This window comes from Nocardiopsis sp. iso_25 (genome assembly GCF_056173305.1).
In genome coordinates this window covers 1,165,985-1,181,100 of the sequence record NZ_CM149667.1, presented here as the reverse complement: position 1 = coordinate 1,181,100, position 15,116 = coordinate 1,165,985, and the positions used below count along the sequence as shown (strand labels likewise).

Genomic DNA, 15,116 nt, shown 5'->3' with positions numbered 1-15,116 from the left:
CACCAAAGGCAGCGGGAGTGGCGGGCCTGGGGCAGCGCGACCGGCCCCTGTGGCGGGGGTGGGCGACGGTGGCAGCGACGACGGCGAGCACGGGTCCGGGCCGCCTGGCGGGCGCGGGCATGCCGGGGCCCGGCCCGGCCAGGGGTCACTCCCGGGGCGGTGGAACCGCAACTCTGCCGGGCGGATGGTCTCGTCCCCACCCGTGTCCCTGCTGTTGGTGTGTGCGGAGTTCGCGTTGGTACTTGGCCCGGTTGTGCGGCCCACACAAGGGTTGCAGGTTCGCCACCACGGTGCGCCCGCCCCGAGAGAACGACTGCACGTGGTCGGCCTGGCAGAGGGCCACTGGCACTTCGCACCCTTGCGGGTGGGCGCAGGTGGTGTGTCCGTGGAAGGCGGCGGTGCGCTGGCGGGCTGAGGCCAGGCGGCGGCTGTGGCCCACATCCAGGACCTGCCCGGTGGGCGGGGCGGTGAGCATCCGCACCACCTCAGAGTCGGCGGCCAACTCGTGCACCACCCCGACCGGTACCACCCGGCCGCGCTCGTCCAGCGCCGGAACTTCCTGGCCTTGGGTGTCCAGGTAGGTCTGCACCGGCACCACGATGCGGATCTGCGCCAGTGGAGCGGGGGCGTTGGCGCATCCGGTGTGGGTGGTGGCAAAGCGCAGCGCCGCGATGAGCGCGTCGTGCTCCCGCTGCGACCGCGACCGCGTGTCCTCGTCCGAGGGTGGGGTGGTGAAGGTGTCGATGGCCGCGCGCACGATCAACGCATCCCCACTGCCGCCCCACGCCTGGAGCTGGTAGCTGCCCTGGAACGTGTCATGCACGACCAGGCCACGCGAGGCGTGAGCGGCCTCGTGGTCGCGGTCCAGGCGGTGGGGGTCCAAACGATGCGCGACCTGGCGGGCCACCGACTGGAGTTGGTTGACCGACAACGCAGGCCGCTCCTGCTTGGCCGCCACCAGAGCCGCTTCGAAGCCCTGCCGGTACTGCGCCTGATCGGGGAAATGCTCGGTGTCGCGGGTCTGGACGGCTTTGTCGGTGACCTTGGCGATCACCACCGCCTCACCCAACCCCACCGCGCCCGTCTCCACCGCTTCCACTGTGGCGGGCAGGGTCTCCTCGTGCACGTGCTGGGCCAGCCGCGCCAAGTCCTTGGCCTGGGAGGTGGGCAGCTTGCCGTGGTGCACCAACCACTTGTCCAACGTGGAATAACCGCTGTAGCGGGCCACCGCACCCCGCGCGTACAAACGCGCCATCCGCGCCAACGCCTGGTACCGGATCTGGTCCAGTTGCGCCCACAGCGCCGCGACCTCCTCAGCGGCGCTCTCGTCCGCCCCGGGCGGCACGTCGGCGTTCAACGTCTGGTCGATGATCTCGCGCGCACCGGCCAGCGCGGCCACGGCCGGGGAACATTCCCCGGGGGCCGTCTCGGGCGCTGCGGTCATCATCTCCATACTTCTTATTATAGGCCGCCGATCGCCCTTTCTCCACTATTCTCGGCATCAATTGCCGACTTTCTTTGTGGAGGCCACTTTGTTTCGTCGGATGCAATGGGGTCGGGTTAAAAGGTGTCCGAAAAAGGTGCGCCCAGAATGCCATATTGACCTCGGCGATGCCGCCCCCCGACCACAGGGGCCAGGATCGTTGCCCGAGACCGGAGGGCCTGCTGGCCGTTGGTGCCGACGCAGCAGAGCCCGACCACCCCCACACCCCGGGCGTTGGTCGCCCGCCTGTAGCCGCTCCCGCCTTTGGTGCCGCTTTTCGTCGGTCGCCCACGCCCCCACCCGGCGCCCGCCGTTCCCCGCCGCCCGCACCCTTTCGCGGCAGCTGGCGCGCTTTCGTTGCCGCCAGAAACCCCCAGCAGGAATAGCGTAGGGAGGGGCCCTGTGGACGGCCCCTTCCTGCCCCTCATTTCTTTATGCCCGGCGAGGCGCTTTAGGGCACACCAAAACGCCCCCTGGGTGGGATCCCCCCTATTTCCAGGAAACCATCACCACACCACCCACGACCAGCCCCAACTCCTGCCTGTGGAAAACCCGGCCACCCGCGAAAAACACGACTGCCACCGGCACCGACACCACCGCCAGAACCGCCAGAACCCCCATCACTGCCAGAACCACCAACACCACCAGCACCACCAGCACCGCCAACACCACCAGCACCAGCTACCGACACCACCCTCACCCCAGGTCGGCGCCCAGTTCCTTCAGCACCACGTCAGCGGCGGCGTAGGGGTCCCTCCGCCCCTCCGCCACGTCCTCGGCCAGTGCGTCCAGGCCGGTGTCGTCGCCCGCCCCGCCCATCCGCGAGCGCAGCAGGTCCAGCACGATCGCCTGCACCTCGTCCCGGGCGCGGGCGCGGCGGCGGCCGGTCAGGTCGCCACTCGCCTCCAGGTGGGCGAAGTGCTGGTCCATCCGCTCCCACAGCTCCTCGACGCCCTCGTCCCTGGAGGCGACCGTCATCACGATCGGCGGCTTCCACTCCTGGTCGGTGCGGTCCTTCATGGCGATCATCTGGCGCAGTTCGCGCAGGGTGGACTTGGCGCCCTCCCGGTCGGCCTTGTTGATCGCGAAGACGTCGGCGACCTCCAGCACGCCCGCCTTGGCGGCCTGCACCGAGTCGCCCATGCCCGGGGCGCACAGCACCACGGTGGTGTCGGCCTGTCCGGCGATCTCCACCTCGGCCTGGCCCACGCCCACCGTCTCCACCAGGATCACGTCGAACCCGGCCGCGTCGAGCACCCGCAGGGCGTGCGGCGTGGCCCAGGACAGTCCGCCCAGGTGCCCGCGGTTGGCCATGGAGCGGATGAACACCCCCGGGTCGGTGGCGTGCTCCTGCATCCGCACGCGGTCGCCGAGCAGGGCGCCGCCGGTGAACGGCGAGGACGGGTCCACGGCCAGCACGGCGACGGTCAGCCCCTTCGCCCGGGCGGCGCGCACGACGGCGTTGGTGGTGGTGGACTTGCCCACCCCCGGGGAACCGGTGAAACCCACCACCCGGGCACGTCCGGTGTGCGGGGCCAGGCCCGCCATGATCTCGCGCAGGGCCGCGGAACCGTTCTCGACCAGGGTGATCGCGCGGGCCAGTGCCCGGCGGTCGCCCTCGCGGACCCGTTCGACCAGTTGGGGGGCGTCCATGGAACTCCTCGGTGTGGGCGGAGCAGGACGGGGCGAGGGCTCGTGGCCCCCGCCCCGCGGCTGTCAGGTGCGTCGTGTCCCCGGGGCTCTCCCGGGTACACGGTGTCTTCGAGTCACAGTGTCTTCGGACCGGGTCCTCCGCGCGGTCCGCCACGCGGGCGCCCGGGGATCTCCCGGTGTCCGCGGGCGGTGTCGCCGGGAGCACCCTGAGCGGTCCGCCGGACAGGGCCCGTCAGCGACGCCGCTCGACGGGGCCCTGAGCGGCGCTGCTCGGCGGTCGCCGTCAACGGCACCGCTGAGCAGAGCCCGTCGAGCGGCGCTACTCGGCGGGGACCGTGAACAGCAGGGCGTCGCCCTGGCCGCCGCCGCCGCACAGGGCGGCCGCGCCGAACCCGCCGCCGCGGCGGCGCAGCTCGTGGACCAGGTGCAGGGCGATGCGGGCCCCGGAGGCGCCGATCGGGTGGCCGAGCGCGATGGCGCCGCCGTTGACGTTGACGATGTCCTCCGAGACGCCCAGGTCGCGGGTGGACTGGAGGCCCACCGCGGCGAAGGCCTCGTTGATCTCGATCAGGTCCAGGTCCTCGACCGAGCGGCCCGCCTTGCCCAGCGCGTGCCGGATGGCGTTGGAGGGCTGGGAGTGCAGCGAGTTGTCCGGGCCGGCGACGTTGCCGTGCGCGCCGATCTCGGCCAGGACCGTGGCGCCCAGTTCCTCCGCCTTGGCGCGGCTCATCACGACCACCGCGGCGGCGCCGTCGGAGATCTGCGAGGAGGAGCCCGCGGTGATGGTGCCCTCGCTGTCGAAGGCGGGGCGCAGCCGGGCCAGGCTCTCGGCGGTGGTGTCGGCCCGCACGCCCTCGTCCGCGGAGAAGACAACGGGGTCGCCCTTGCGCTGCGGGATCCGGACGGGGACGATCTCGGCGTCGAAGTACCCGGCGGCGGCCGCGGCGGCCGCGCGCTGGTGGGAGCGGGCCGCGAAGGCGTCCTGCTCCTCGCGCCCGATGCCGAGCTTGCCGTTGTGGCGCTCGGTGGAGGCACCCATGGAGTCGCCCTCGAAGGCGTCGGTCAGGCCGTCGTGCGCGGTCGCGTCCAGGACCTCGACCGACCCGTACTTGTAGCCCTTGCGCGACTTGGGCAGCAGGTGCGGCGCGTTGGTCATGGACTCCATGCCCCCGGCCACGACCACGTCGAACTCGCCCGCGGTGATGAGCTGGTCGGCGAGGGCGATCGCGTCCAGGCCGGACAGGCAGACCTTGTTGATCGTCACCGACGGCACGTTCATGGGGATGCCCGCCTTGACGGCGGCCTGGCGGGAGGGGATCTGGCCGGCGCCCGCCTGGAGCACCTGTCCCATGACCACGTATCCGACCTGTTCGCCGGTGACGCCGGCGCGTTCCAGGGCGGCCTTGATCGCGAAGCCCCCGAGGTCGGCGGCGGAGAACCCGGCGAGGGAGCCGAGGAGTCTGCCGGTGGGGGTCCGTGCCCCACCGACGATGACGGAACCGGGCATCGTAACTGGCCTCCAAATGCATGGGTGACGCACCTGGTCTGCAACGATACCCACACCGCCGTCAGCGATCCCCGGGAGGTTCACCCCATGAGTGACGCACCGCACTCGGCCAGCGAGTTCATCACCCCGCCCTCCTCCTCCGCCTCCTCCTCCCCCTCCGTTCCTCCGGCCCCGTCCGCACCCGCCGTCCCGTTCTCCGGCCTGACCCGGCTCGACCACGTGGGCATCGCCTGCCGCGACCTGGACGCCTCGGTGGCCTTCTACCGGTCCACGTACGGGTTCGAGGTGGAGCACGAGGAGGTGAACGAGGAGCAGGGCGTGCGCGAGGCCATGCTCCGGGTCAACGGCACCGACGACGGCGGCGCCACCTACCTCCAGCTGCTCGAACCCACCCGCGCGGACTCCCCGGTGGCCAAGTTCCTGGAGCGCAACGGCGAGGGCGTCCACCACGTCGCCTTCGGTACCGCGGACGTGGCCGCCACCGCGGCGGGCGTCGGCGGGAGCGGCGTGCGCGTGCTGGACGCCGAGCCGCGGCGGGGGACGGCGGGGTCGAGGATCGTCTTCCTGCACCCCAAGGACTGCGGCGGCGTGCTGACCGAGCTGGTCCAGAGCCCGGATGGGGCGCACGGGGAAAGGGACGACGACCGTCCCGGAATTTCCGGATAGCGTCACGGGGGCGTTCCGGACAAGTCACAGGTTGAACGCCACTGGCGTGGTCAGCCTCGGAGCCCACCGGAAGTTACCCCAAACCCCCTTCCCAGGTGTTCCGCGCTTGATAAAGTCGGCTAGCTGCCGGATGCGCTATTCCGGCGTTGGTCCATGTCTTGCAGTCCGGTAGCCGAGTCGGGTCGGCCGTACCGCCGTGTCGGATGACGTGGCGCACACGGACGACATCGGAGGCGGTCAGGGGCTCACCAGCCCGTCGTCGCCCGCCCCATCCCCCGGCTCGCGACCGGACCCGTCCCCGGGGACAGCGCTGCCGCCCTCCCCGCCGTCCCCGGCCCCTTGCAAGTAGCCGTCTCGCACCCGTTCAGGATTCCGCCACATGCCGTCAAACAACATCGACACCCAGCTCAACAACATCTTCGACGAGGACAACACCCCGCACGAATTCGACGTGGTGCTGCGTGGGTATGACCGCACCCAGGTGGATGACTACGCGGCCAGCCTGCGCAACGACCTCAAGCAGTACTCGAAGCAGACCGAGAAGCTCAAGGCCGAGCTCAACGCCAAGAACCGCCAGCTCCAGGAGCGCGAGCGCCCCTCCTACTCCGGTCTGGGCTCGCGCATCGAGGAGCTGCTGCGCCTGGCCGAGGAGCAGGCCAACGAGCTGGTCCAGAGCGCGCAGATCGACGCCAACGACATCCGCTCGGCCGCCAAGATCGAGGCCGCCGACATGCGCGCGGCCGCCGAGTCCGAGGCCACCGAGGTGCGCACCTTCGCCCAGCGCGAGGCCGACGAGGCCCGCCAGACCGCCGAGTCGGAGGCGGAGGAGATCTCCACCACCGCCCGACGCGAGGCCGACGAGCTCGCCTCCACCACCGAGCGCGAGGTGCAGAAGAAGCGTTCCGCGGTCGACCACGAGATCGCCGAGAAGCGGGCGACCTTCGAGGGCGAGATCGCCAAGCTGCGCACCACCACCGAGCGCGAGTGCGCCCAGGCCCGCGCCGCGGCCAAGCGCGAGCGCGACGAGACCATCCAGTCGGCCAAGAGCCAGGCCGAGGAGCTGCGCAAGAACGCCGAGCGCGCCTACGCCGAGTCCGAGGCCCGGCGCACCGAGGCCGAGGACCAGTTCGAGCTCCAGCTGGCCGACCGCCGCGCCGAGGCCGAGCGCCAGGACGCCGAGCGCCTCGCCGCCGCCCAGGCCGCCACGCAGAAGATGGTCAACGAGGCGGAGGAGCGGGCCGCCAGCGCCGAGCAGCGCGCCACCAAGGCGAGCCAGCAGGCCGAGCAGACCCGCCGCGACGCCGAGAACCACGCCAAGCAGCTGGTCGGCAACGCCAAGAAGAACGCCGCCCAGATCGAGGCCGAGGCCAAGTCCAAGGCCGAGCACCAGCTCGGGGACGCCAAGTCCGAGGCCAACCGGATCATGACGGCCGCCAAGAAGGAGGTCGACGAGCTCAACCGCCAGCGCGACAGCATCCAGTCGCACCTCCAGCAGCTGCGCCAGCTGCTCGGCGGTGGCGGCCCGGCCGCCCCGGCCCCGGCTCCCGCCGCGCCGGTCGCCGCCGCTCCGGCCCCGGCCGCGATCCCGCAGGAGCCCGCTCCGGCCGCCGAGGAGACCCGGCAGCCGGTGCACTCCGGCAAGGGCGCCGACGACGAGGACTGGTGGCAGGAGTAGGGTCCCGGCCCGTTCGGGGCTGACACCCTCCCCCCACGTGCGAGGAACCGCCCTCCCCGGCTGACGCCGGGGAGGGCGGTTCCTTCGTCGTGTCGGACACGGGACGGCGCCTCCCACCGCGGGTCCGGGGGCCGGGCGCGGCGGCGCCGCACCGTCAGCGGGGACGGCAGGGGACAGCGGCGGCGGCGCGACGGTCGGACCCGCGCGGGGCTAACCGAGGGTCTGGACGTCCTTCTCGTACGGACCGTCCCACTCCACGGGGAGGGGGTAGGCCTCGGGGTTGACCCGCTTGACGATCTCGTCCAGCACGCGGCGCACGTAGGGCTCGCCCACCCACAGGTGCTTGGCGCCCTCGACTCCGACGACCTCGCACTGGGAGAGCGGTTCGAAGCGCTCCCTGGCCTCGTCGGGGCGCAGGTAGTCGTCGTGCTCGGGGACCAGGGCGACCACCGGCTTGCCCGTGCGCGCCCACACCGCCATGTCGGCCTCGTCGGCGCGGTGCAGCGGCGGCGACAGCAGGATCGCGCCCTTGACCTGCGGGTCCGCGCCCCACTTGAGGGCCAGCTCGGTGCCGAAGGACCAGCCCAGCAGCCAGGGTTCGGGCAGGCCCTCGAACTCGGTGAACTCGATGGCGGCGAGCACGTCGTGCTTCTCGGTCTCGCCCTCCCCGAACTCGCCCTGGCTGGTGCCGTGCCGCGAACCGGTACCGCGGGTGTTGAACCGCAGCACCGCGATGTCGGCCAGCGCGGGCAGCCGGAACGACGCCTTGCGCAGGACGTGGCTGTCCATCATGCCCTCGGCGGTGGGCAGGGGGTGCAGGCACACCAGGGTGGCCTTGGGGTCGCGGCCCTCGGGCAGGGCCAGCTCGCCGACCAGTTCCAGGCCGTCGGCGGTGTGCAGGGTGACGGGTCGTCTCACGGCGGGCAGCACCGTGGTGGCTCGGATCTCCATGGCTCCTCGTGTGCGGGGTGGGTGGCCGGGGCTCAGCGGCGGGGGGAGCGCGGCGCGCGGTGGGAGCGCCGGTCCCAGCAGGAGGAGTGCCAGTGGCGCCGGTCGTCGCCGTCGCCGTAGGGGCGCCAGGCCACGACGTGCGCCATGCCGGTCGGGATCTCCTGGGCGCAGCCGGGGCAGCGGTAGACCTTGGTGGCGGCGGCGCCGGGGATGCGGCGCGTGACCCACTCGCCGTCGGGGCCGGTCTCGCGGCGCTGTCCGCCGGTGACGCGCAGCATGAGGGCGTCCTCGTCGTCGGGGGCGCCGCCGGGGGCCTTGCGGCCCCGGGCGGATGTGCGGCGGGGAGAGTTACGGCGCGGGCTCACACCGTCCAGGGTAGAAGAGGACCGGCAGTGGCCGCCGCCACACGCTCGGCGGCGGCGAGCTCCGCCTCCCCGTGCGACGGGAGGCCCGGCGCGGCGGCCGGAGCCGTCTCGTGCGCCGTGGCGCTCCCGTGCCGGGCGCGGGGCCGGCGCGGAGGCGTCGCCGCGGATCGGGGAACCGCGCCCCGCGACGGCGACGCCTCCGGTCGGCGGGTCAGGCGTGGCAGGCGCAGCCGCCGTGGCCCTCGCCCTCCGGGGCGTCGGGCAGCTGGTCCATCAGCAGCGGGGCGGGCACCGGGATGTCGGTGAGGCCGTACTCGCCCATCGCGACCAGGGTGGTGACCACGGACTCGGCGCCGCGCTCCTCCAGCAGTTCGGTGGGGCCCTTGGGGTAGCCGCAGCCGAAGCGCATGGCGGTGTCGACGTCCCTGGCGGAGGCGTAACCGTCGCCGATCATGCGCAGCGCGTCGTCGATCTGCGGCGCGAGGAGGACCTCGCCCAGGTCCAGGGTCTCCTCCTCCTGGATCATCTGCGCGTAGCGGCCGGTGGGGCGGGGCTCGGGGGCCTCGTCGGTGCCGGCGTAGAAGCCCTGGCCGGACTTGCGGCCCAGTCGTCCCGCGGCCACCATGCGGCGCAGCAGCGGCGAGGCGGCGTAGCGCCGGTCGCGGTACTCCTCCCACAGGACGTCCATGACGGCCAGGCAGACGTCGAGGCCGACCAGGTCGGCGAGGGTCAGCGGGCCCATGGGCAGTCCCGCGGCCTTCTGCACCGAGGCGTCGATCTCCTCGCGCGTGGCCACCTTGCGCTCGTACAGGCGGATCGCGTCGTTGATGTAGGGCACGAGCAGGGCGTTGGCCACGAACCCGGCGCGGTCGCCGACCGCCACGGGGGTCTTGCCGATGCGCTTGGCCACCTCGGTGACCACGTCGACGGTCTCGGCGCTGGTGGAGACCGTGGTGATGACCTCGACCAGCTTCATGACCGGGGCGGGGTTGAAGAAGTGCAGCCCCACGACCTTGTCCGAGCGGCCGGTGAGCGCGGCGATCTCGGTGACCGACAGCGAGGACGTGTTGGTGGCCAGGATCGTGCCGGGCGGGCAGATCCGGTCCAGGTCCGCGAAGACGTCCTTCTTGACGTCCATCCGTTCGGGGACGGCCTCGACGACGAAGTCCGCGTCGGCGAGGTCCTCGCGCGAGGTGGTGAACGTCAGCCGGGCGTTGATCCCGGTGCGTTCGTCCTCGGTGAGCTTGCCCTTGTCCACCGCCTTAGAGAGGGACCGGTCCACGTGGGCGCGGCCGCGGTCGACGGCGGCCTGGTCGATCTCGACCCCGGTGACGTTGAACCCCGCGCGGGCGAACACCTCGGCGATACCCGCGCCCATCGCGCCGAGTCCGACGACACCGACCTTGTCAAATTCCTGCACCATACGCCCAGACTACGGGCCCGGCCGAGCCGTCCCGCGCACGGGATGCCCGAGTCGGGCACTCGGTGCCATCCGGTGCGGCGGTGACGGTGCCGCCGCGCCCCGGCCGCGGCGGGGCGGCACCGCCCCTCCCCGGGGGCGCGACCACGCGTGCGGGGACCGTCCCTAGCAGTCGACGAGCTCGGGCGACTGGTTGAGCAGCTGGGCGCGCGGGGAGGTGAACTCGGCGTGGGCCGCCTCGGCCCCGGGCGCGAAGAGGGCGACGCGGTGGCAGTTCTGGAAGGCCAGGCGCAGGCCGAAGTGCCGCTCAACCGCGCCGCGCATGGCGTCGCTGGCGAGCAGGCGCAGCAGCTGTCCCCTCTCCTGTTCGCCGGGCGGGGGCACCTCGTTGGCCTCGAAGCCGGACTCGGCGGTCCGGGCGCCCTCGGCCAGCCCGCTGACCACCTCCCAGGCGTAGGGCAGGGAGTCCTTGATGCAGGCGATGAAGTCGGCGTCCTCGACCGGGCCGTGCTTCGCCTTCTCCAGCAGGTCGGGAGAGACCGTCAGCGACATGGGAGTCCCTTCGTCGTCGCGGGCGCGCGCATCCGCGCGCCCCTGGCGACGTTAGGGGCCGGGCCGCGCCCCGTCATGGCACCGGGGGGACACACCTGCCTTCCCCCGGAGGCACACCCCTGTGGACGCGGTCGTCAACGCCGAACGGGGCGGACGGGCGATACGCGGTCGCGCCCCGCGCGCCCGGCGGAGGCGGTAACGTGACGTTTCGTGCGTCTCGTCATCGCTCGGTGCAGTGTCGACTACGTCGGCCGTCTCACCGCCCACCTGCCCATGGCTCCCCGCCTGATCCTTTTCAAGGCCGACGGGAGTGTGTCCATCCACGCCGACGACCGGGCGTTCAAACCGCTGAACTGGATGAACCCGCCCTGCAGACTGCGCGAGGAGACCGTCGCCGACGGGCCCGACGTGTGGACGGTCACCCACGGCAAGTCCGGCGAGAAGCTGGTGCTGACCGTCGAGGAGGTCCTGCACGACTCCTCGCACGAGCTGGGCAAGGACCCCGGCCTGCAGAAGGACGGCGTGGAGGCCCACCTCCAGGAGCTGCTGGCCGAGCACATCACCACCCTCGGTGACGGCTACACCCTCGTCCGCCGCGAGTACCCCACGGCGATCGGCCCGGTGGACATCCTGTGCCGGGACGGCGCCAACGCCACCGTCGCGGTGGAGCTCAAGCGCCGCGGCGACATCGACGGCGTCGAACAGCTCACCCGCTACCTGGAGCTGCTCAACCGGGACCCGCAGCTCGCGCCGGTGCGCGGCGTGTTCGCCGCCCAGGAGATCAAGCCGCAGGCCCGTGTGCTCGCCGAGGACCGCGGCATCGCCTGTGTAGTGCTGGACTACGACGAACTGCGCGGGATCGAGCCGGACGTGCTCCGCCTGTTCTGAACGACCCTCCCGACGGGCCCCGGGCGCGCACTCGCGCCCGGGGCCCGTCCGTGTCCGTGCCGGGGCTCCCGCGCCCCGGGGCGCCCCCTCCCTTGGTCGGGTGGCGTCCTCCGTCCGGAGGACACGGGTGCGGCCCGGCGGCCGATACCCCGGGGGCCGCGCTCGCGGGAGAGTCGGTGGCATGAGCGAGACAGCGATCGAGGTCCACGGCCTCCGCAAGAAGTACGGCGGCAACGAGGCCGTCGCCGGAGTCGACCTGAGCGTCCGGCGCGGCGAGGTCTTCTCCCTCCTGGGCCCCAACGGCGCGGGCAAGTCCACCACGGTCGAGATCCTGGAGGGCTTCCGCCACCGCGACGGGGGCACCGTCCGCGTGCTGGGCGAGGACCCCGGCGCCGCCGGCCGCCGGTGGCGCTCGCGCATCGGGGTGGTGTGGCAGGGGGAGACGCTGATCCCGCAGTTGTCCGTGCGCGAGGTGGTCCGCCACTTCGCGGGCTACTATCCCGACCCGCGCGACCCCGACGCGGTGGTCGACCTGGTCGGCCTGGGCGAGAAGTCCCGGGCGCGGATCACTTCCCTGTCCGGCGGTCAGCGCCGCCGCCTGGACGTGGCCCTGGGCATCGTCGGCAGGCCGGAGCTGCTGTTCCTGGACGAGCCCACCACCGGCTTCGACCCCGGGGCCCGGCGCGACTTCTGGACGCTGGTCGGCGACCTGGCCCGGGGCGGCACCACCATCGTCCTGACCACGCACTACCTGGAGGAGGCCGAGGCGCTCGCCGACCGGGTGTGCGTGGTCGCGCGCGGCAGGGTGCGCGCACTGGGCTCCCCCGCCACCCTGGGCGGACGCGCCTCGGCCCAGGCCACCGTCGGCTGGACGGTCGACGGGCGGCGCCGCGAGACCCGCACCGACGAGCCCGCCCGGGTGGTGGGCGAGCTGTCCTCCCTGTTCTCCGGTGAGGTTCCGGGGCTGAGCGTGCACCGCCCCACGCTGGAGGACGTCTACCTGGGCCTGATCGGCGGGGAGGACGAGGAGGGCGGGGAAGGCGACGACAGGGACGGCCGTCCCGCCGCGAGGAAGGTGTCCGCGTGAGCACCGCGACCGAACGCACCCCCGACGCCCCCGCCGCACCGGCCTCCAGCGGACGCCTGCCCGGCGCGCTGCGCGTCGGGCTGTCCCGGGGCTGGCTGGAGATCCGCGAGTTCGCGCACGAGTGGGAGAGCGTGATCTTCACCTTCTCCCTGCCCGCGCTGATCCTGGTCATGTTCTCGTCGATCTTCGACGGCGTGTTCGACATGGGCATGCCCGCCGTGGACTACTACCTGCCGGGCCTGGTGGCGATGGGCCTGATGTCGGTCAGCTTCCAGCAGCTGGGCCTGAACATCGCCAACGAGCGCGAGCGGGGCGGTCTGCGCCGCCTGCGCGGCACCCCGATGCCGCCGACCGCCTACTTCGTGGGCAAGACCGTGGTGGTGCTGTTCCTGGCCCTGGGCCAGCTGGTCCTGCTGCTGGGCGTGGGCGCCCTGGCCTTCGGCGCGCGCATGCCCGACGACCCGGCCGCCTGGGCGACGCTGGCCTGGGTGTTCGTGCTGGGTACCGTCTCCTGCTCGCTGCTGGGCATCGCGATCAGCTCCCTGGCCCGCAACGTCCGCTCCGCCTCCGGCATCGTGGTCGTGCCCTTCCTGATCCTGCAGTTCATCTCGGGCATCTTCGTGCCGGTCGTCGCCCTGCCCGACTGGGTGCTCGACGCCGCCGCGCTCTTCCCGCTGATGTGGATGGCGCAGGGCCTGCGCGCGGCGTTCTTCCCCGCCGAGATGGCCGCCCTCGAACCCGGCGGTTCGTGGGACCTGCCCTCGGTCGCCCTCGCGCTGGGCGTGTGGTGTGTGGTGGGCTTGACGCTGGTAGTGCTGACGTTCAGGTGGAAGACGCGGAAGGACGGGTGATCGCCGTGGCCGCACGGGCTCCGGGGGGCGGCCACGCCCCGCCCGCACCGTTCCCCGGGCCCGGCGGCTCCCCGTCCGGGGAAGGCGCCCAACCGGGTGGGAAGCAGCACGACGAACGGCACGCCTGGGACCTGGGCGTGTGGTGGGACGTGTACTTCACCTCCGTGATGGCGGCCATGGCGGCCATCGCGCTGATCACCAGCGACCCCTTCTGGCGGTGGCCGCTCGTGGGCCTCATGGCCGCGGTGACGGCCGTGTACTACCTGTTCGCCAGGCAGTTGGTGATGAACGAGGAGCGGATCCGCCCGACGGTCCTCATGGCCGTCCTGCTGGTGCTGTGCCTGCCCGCGGTGACGGTCAACCCCGTCCTGACCTTCCTCGTCGTGGCGGTGGCCCCGCTGTGCTTCATCACCGCCCCGATCCCGGTCGCCATCTCGACGGTGGGCGCGATCCTGCTGGTCCCGATGCCGCTGCGCGGCCTGCTCGGGCTGAGCGAGTGGGACGACATCGCCGTCAACATCCTGATCAACGGCGTGATGGTGGGCTACACGTTCTGGTTCGGCAGCTGGCTGGGACGGATCATCGAGCAGAGCTACGAGCGGGCCAACCTGATCAGGGAGCTGCGCGAGAGCCGCCTGGAGGTCGTGCGGTTGTCGGAGGAGACCGGGGCCATGGCCGAGCGCGAGCGCCTGGCGCGCGAGATGCACGACACCCTGGCCCAGGGCTTCACCAGCATCGTCGCGCTGACCCAGGCGGTGGAGTCGGAGATGGACTCCGACCCGGAGCTGGCCCGGCGCCACCTCGCCCTGATGCGCGAGACCGCCGCCGAGAACCTGGCCGAGGCGCGGGCCATGGTGGCCGCCCGCCAGCCGGTGGGTCTGGACAGCCAGACCCTGGAGGCCGCCCTGGACAGGATCGCCTCACGCCTGGGCGACGAACTCGGCGTCCCCGTGGACACCGCGGTGCTCGGCGCCCCGGCGGCCCTGTCCAACGACCTCCAGATCTGCCTGTTGCGCACCGCGCAGGAGGCCCTGGCCAACGTCCGCAGGCACGCCCGGGCCGGGCACGTGCGGGTGGCCCTGGAGTACACGCGGGCCCCCGACGGGAGCCCCGGTCCGGTGGAGCTGAACGTCGCCGACGACGGCGTCGGCTTCGACCCCGGGCGGACCGCACCCGGGAACGGGCTGGTGAACATGCGGCGCCGGGCGCACGACGCGGGAGGCGCGGTGGAGGTGGTCAGCACCCCCGGGCACGGCACCCGCGTCCGGATGTCGCTGCCCCTGCCCGTGCCCCCGCCCCCGCAGACCCCGCGAGGCGACGAGGAGTGCGCACCGTGATCCGTGTCCTGCTGGTCGACGACCACCCGGTGGTCCGCGAGGGCATCCGCGGCATGCTCGCCGCCGAGTCCGACCTCACCGTCGTGGGCGAGGCCGCCTCCGGCCCCGAGGCTGTCGTGCGGACGGCCGAACTGGAGCCGGACGTGGTGCTGATGGACCTGCGCATGCCCGGCGGCGACGGTGTGGAGGCCACCGGGCGCATCAGCGCCGGACGGCCCGGCACGCACGTGCTGGTGCTCACCACCTACGACACCGACGACGACATCCTGCGCGCGGTCGAGGCGGGCGCCACCGGGTACCTGCTCAAGGACACCCCGCGCGCGGAGCTGGCCGAGGCCGTGCGCGCCGCGGCGCGCGGGGAGACCGTCCTGACCGGGCGGTTGGCGGGCAGGCTGTTCACCGGCATGCGCCGGCGCGGAGAGCCCGCCGCGGTGCTGTCTCCCCGCGAGGTGGAGGTGCTGCGCCTGGCCTCCGAGGGGCACACCAACGCGGCGATCGGGCGCGCCCTGCACATCAGTGCGACCACGGTCAAGACCCACCTGATGCGGGTCTACGACAAGCTCGGCGTGGGCGACCGGACCGCGGCGGTGAGCCAGGCGATCCGCCGCGGGCTGCTCCCCGAGGACTGACCCCGGGGCGCGGGGCAGGGTCTCAGGGGCCTCTCGGGGGTTCTCCCCGATG

15 protein-coding genes are annotated in these 15,116 nt (G+C 72.8%); 7 read left to right on the top strand and 8 right to left on the bottom strand.

Annotation, left to right across the window (positions count from 1 at the left end; all coding sequences use genetic code 11):
- Nucleotides 1-145: 145 nt before the first annotated feature.
- From AC0VX6_RS05360 to AC0VX6_RS05345, 4 genes are all read right to left on the bottom strand, one after another.
- Nucleotides 146-1,444, bottom strand: coding sequence for an HNH endonuclease signature motif containing protein (locus tag AC0VX6_RS05360; protein ID WP_475469263.1), 1,299 nt, complete (start codon nt 1,442-1,444; stop codon nt 146-148).
- Nucleotides 1,445-1,972: 528 nt separating this feature from the next.
- Nucleotides 1,973-2,161: a hypothetical protein gene (locus AC0VX6_RS05355; protein WP_475467539.1), complete on the bottom strand. Its 189-nt coding sequence runs from the start codon at nt 2,159-2,161 to the stop codon at nt 1,973-1,975.
- Between the two features lie 18 nt (nt 2,162-2,179).
- Nucleotides 2,180-3,136: a methylmalonyl Co-A mutase-associated GTPase MeaB gene (meaB, locus tag AC0VX6_RS05350; protein WP_274976454.1), complete on the bottom strand. Its 957-nt coding sequence runs from the start codon at nt 3,134-3,136 to the stop codon at nt 2,180-2,182.
- 319 nt (nt 3,137-3,455) lie between these two features.
- A complete protein-coding gene (locus AC0VX6_RS05345; RefSeq protein ID WP_274976453.1) occupies nt 3,456-4,643 on the bottom strand; it encodes an acetyl-CoA C-acetyltransferase in 1,188 nt (395 codons plus the stop codon).
- 87 nt (nt 4,644-4,730) lie between these two features.
- Between AC0VX6_RS05345 and mce the strand changes: the two genes are divergently transcribed.
- Both mce and AC0VX6_RS05335 read left to right on the top strand, forming a co-directional pair.
- Nucleotides 4,731-5,309: a methylmalonyl-CoA epimerase gene (gene mce / locus AC0VX6_RS05340; RefSeq protein WP_475467537.1), complete on the top strand. Its 579-nt coding sequence runs from the start codon at nt 4,731-4,733 to the stop codon at nt 5,307-5,309.
- A gap of 379 nt (nt 5,310-5,688) precedes the next feature.
- Complete coding sequence (locus AC0VX6_RS05335) at nt 5,689-6,984, top strand: DivIVA domain-containing protein (protein ID WP_274976451.1); 1,296 nt, start codon at nt 5,689-5,691, stop codon at nt 6,982-6,984.
- Nucleotides 6,985-7,194: 210 nt separating this feature from the next.
- Here AC0VX6_RS05335 and AC0VX6_RS05330 read toward each other — a convergent pair whose 3' ends face one another.
- The 4 genes from AC0VX6_RS05330 to AC0VX6_RS05315 all read right to left on the bottom strand — a co-directional run bounded on the left by AC0VX6_RS05330 (nt 7,195) and on the right by AC0VX6_RS05315 (nt 10,272).
- Nucleotides 7,195-7,935, bottom strand: coding sequence for an alpha/beta hydrolase (locus AC0VX6_RS05330; RefSeq protein ID WP_248773738.1), 741 nt, complete (start codon nt 7,933-7,935; stop codon nt 7,195-7,197).
- Nucleotides 7,936-7,967: 32 nt separating this feature from the next.
- Nucleotides 7,968-8,300, bottom strand: a complete 333-nt coding sequence (locus AC0VX6_RS05325) for a hypothetical protein (RefSeq protein ID WP_013151408.1) — start codon at nt 8,298-8,300, stop codon at nt 7,968-7,970.
- Nucleotides 8,301-8,511: 211 nt separating this feature from the next.
- Nucleotides 8,512-9,723, bottom strand: coding sequence for a 3-hydroxyacyl-CoA dehydrogenase (locus AC0VX6_RS05320; RefSeq protein ID WP_274976450.1), 1,212 nt, complete (start codon nt 9,721-9,723; stop codon nt 8,512-8,514).
- Nucleotides 9,724-9,885: 162 nt separating this feature from the next.
- The gene (locus AC0VX6_RS05315) at nt 9,886-10,272 is read right to left on the bottom strand and encodes an SCO5389 family protein (protein WP_274976449.1); all 387 of its coding nucleotides are present in this window, start codon (nt 10,270-10,272) and stop codon (nt 9,886-9,888) included.
- Nucleotides 10,273-10,482: 210 nt separating this feature from the next.
- Between AC0VX6_RS05315 and nucS the strand changes: the two genes are divergently transcribed.
- From nucS to AC0VX6_RS05290, 5 genes are all read left to right on the top strand, one after another.
- A complete protein-coding gene (gene nucS / locus AC0VX6_RS05310; protein WP_274976448.1) occupies nt 10,483-11,160 on the top strand; it encodes an endonuclease NucS in 678 nt (225 codons plus the stop codon).
- A 181-nt stretch (nt 11,161-11,341) separates the two neighbouring features.
- Nucleotides 11,342-12,247, top strand: a complete 906-nt coding sequence (locus AC0VX6_RS05305; protein WP_475467534.1) for an ABC transporter ATP-binding protein — start codon at nt 11,342-11,344, stop codon at nt 12,245-12,247.
- Complete coding sequence (locus AC0VX6_RS05300) at nt 12,244-13,098, top strand: ABC transporter permease (protein WP_274976446.1); 855 nt, start codon at nt 12,244-12,246, stop codon at nt 13,096-13,098. The genes AC0VX6_RS05305 and AC0VX6_RS05300 overlap by 4 nt, the downstream gene beginning before the upstream one ends.
- Nucleotides 13,095-14,435, top strand: a complete 1,341-nt coding sequence (locus AC0VX6_RS05295) for a sensor histidine kinase (RefSeq protein WP_475469261.1) — start codon at nt 13,095-13,097, stop codon at nt 14,433-14,435. The genes AC0VX6_RS05300 and AC0VX6_RS05295 overlap by 4 nt, the downstream gene beginning before the upstream one ends.
- A complete protein-coding gene (locus AC0VX6_RS05290) occupies nt 14,432-15,064 on the top strand; it encodes a response regulator (RefSeq protein WP_475467532.1) in 633 nt (210 codons plus the stop codon). The genes AC0VX6_RS05295 and AC0VX6_RS05290 overlap by 4 nt, the downstream gene beginning before the upstream one ends.
- Nucleotides 15,065-15,116: the final 52 nt, after the last annotated feature.

Excerpts from the sequence above, each read along its gene's own strand:
- AC0VX6_RS05305 (WP_475467534.1), top strand. The coding sequence starts at position 11,342 with ATGAGCGAGACAGCGATCGAGGTCCACGGCCTCCGCAAGAAGTACGGC.
- meaB (WP_274976454.1), bottom strand. The coding sequence starts at position 3,136 with ATGGACGCCCCCCAACTGGTCGAACGGGTCCGCGAGGGCGACCGCCGG.
- AC0VX6_RS05315 (WP_274976449.1), bottom strand. The coding sequence starts at position 10,272 with ATGTCGCTGACGGTCTCTCCCGACCTGCTGGAGAAGGCGAAGCACGGC.
- AC0VX6_RS05345 (WP_274976453.1), bottom strand. The coding sequence starts at position 4,643 with ATGCCCGGTTCCGTCATCGTCGGTGGGGCACGGACCCCCACCGGCAGA.
- mce (WP_475467537.1), top strand. The coding sequence starts at position 4,731 with ATGAGTGACGCACCGCACTCGGCCAGCGAGTTCATCACCCCGCCCTCC.
- AC0VX6_RS05335 (WP_274976451.1), top strand. The coding sequence starts at position 5,689 with ATGCCGTCAAACAACATCGACACCCAGCTCAACAACATCTTCGACGAG.
- AC0VX6_RS05320 (WP_274976450.1), bottom strand. The coding sequence starts at position 9,723 with ATGGTGCAGGAATTTGACAAGGTCGGTGTCGTCGGACTCGGCGCGATG.
- AC0VX6_RS05360 (WP_475469263.1), bottom strand. The coding sequence starts at position 1,444 with ATGACCGCAGCGCCCGAGACGGCCCCCGGGGAATGTTCCCCGGCCGTG.
- AC0VX6_RS05330 (WP_248773738.1), bottom strand. The coding sequence starts at position 7,935 with ATGGAGATCCGAGCCACCACGGTGCTGCCCGCCGTGAGACGACCCGTC.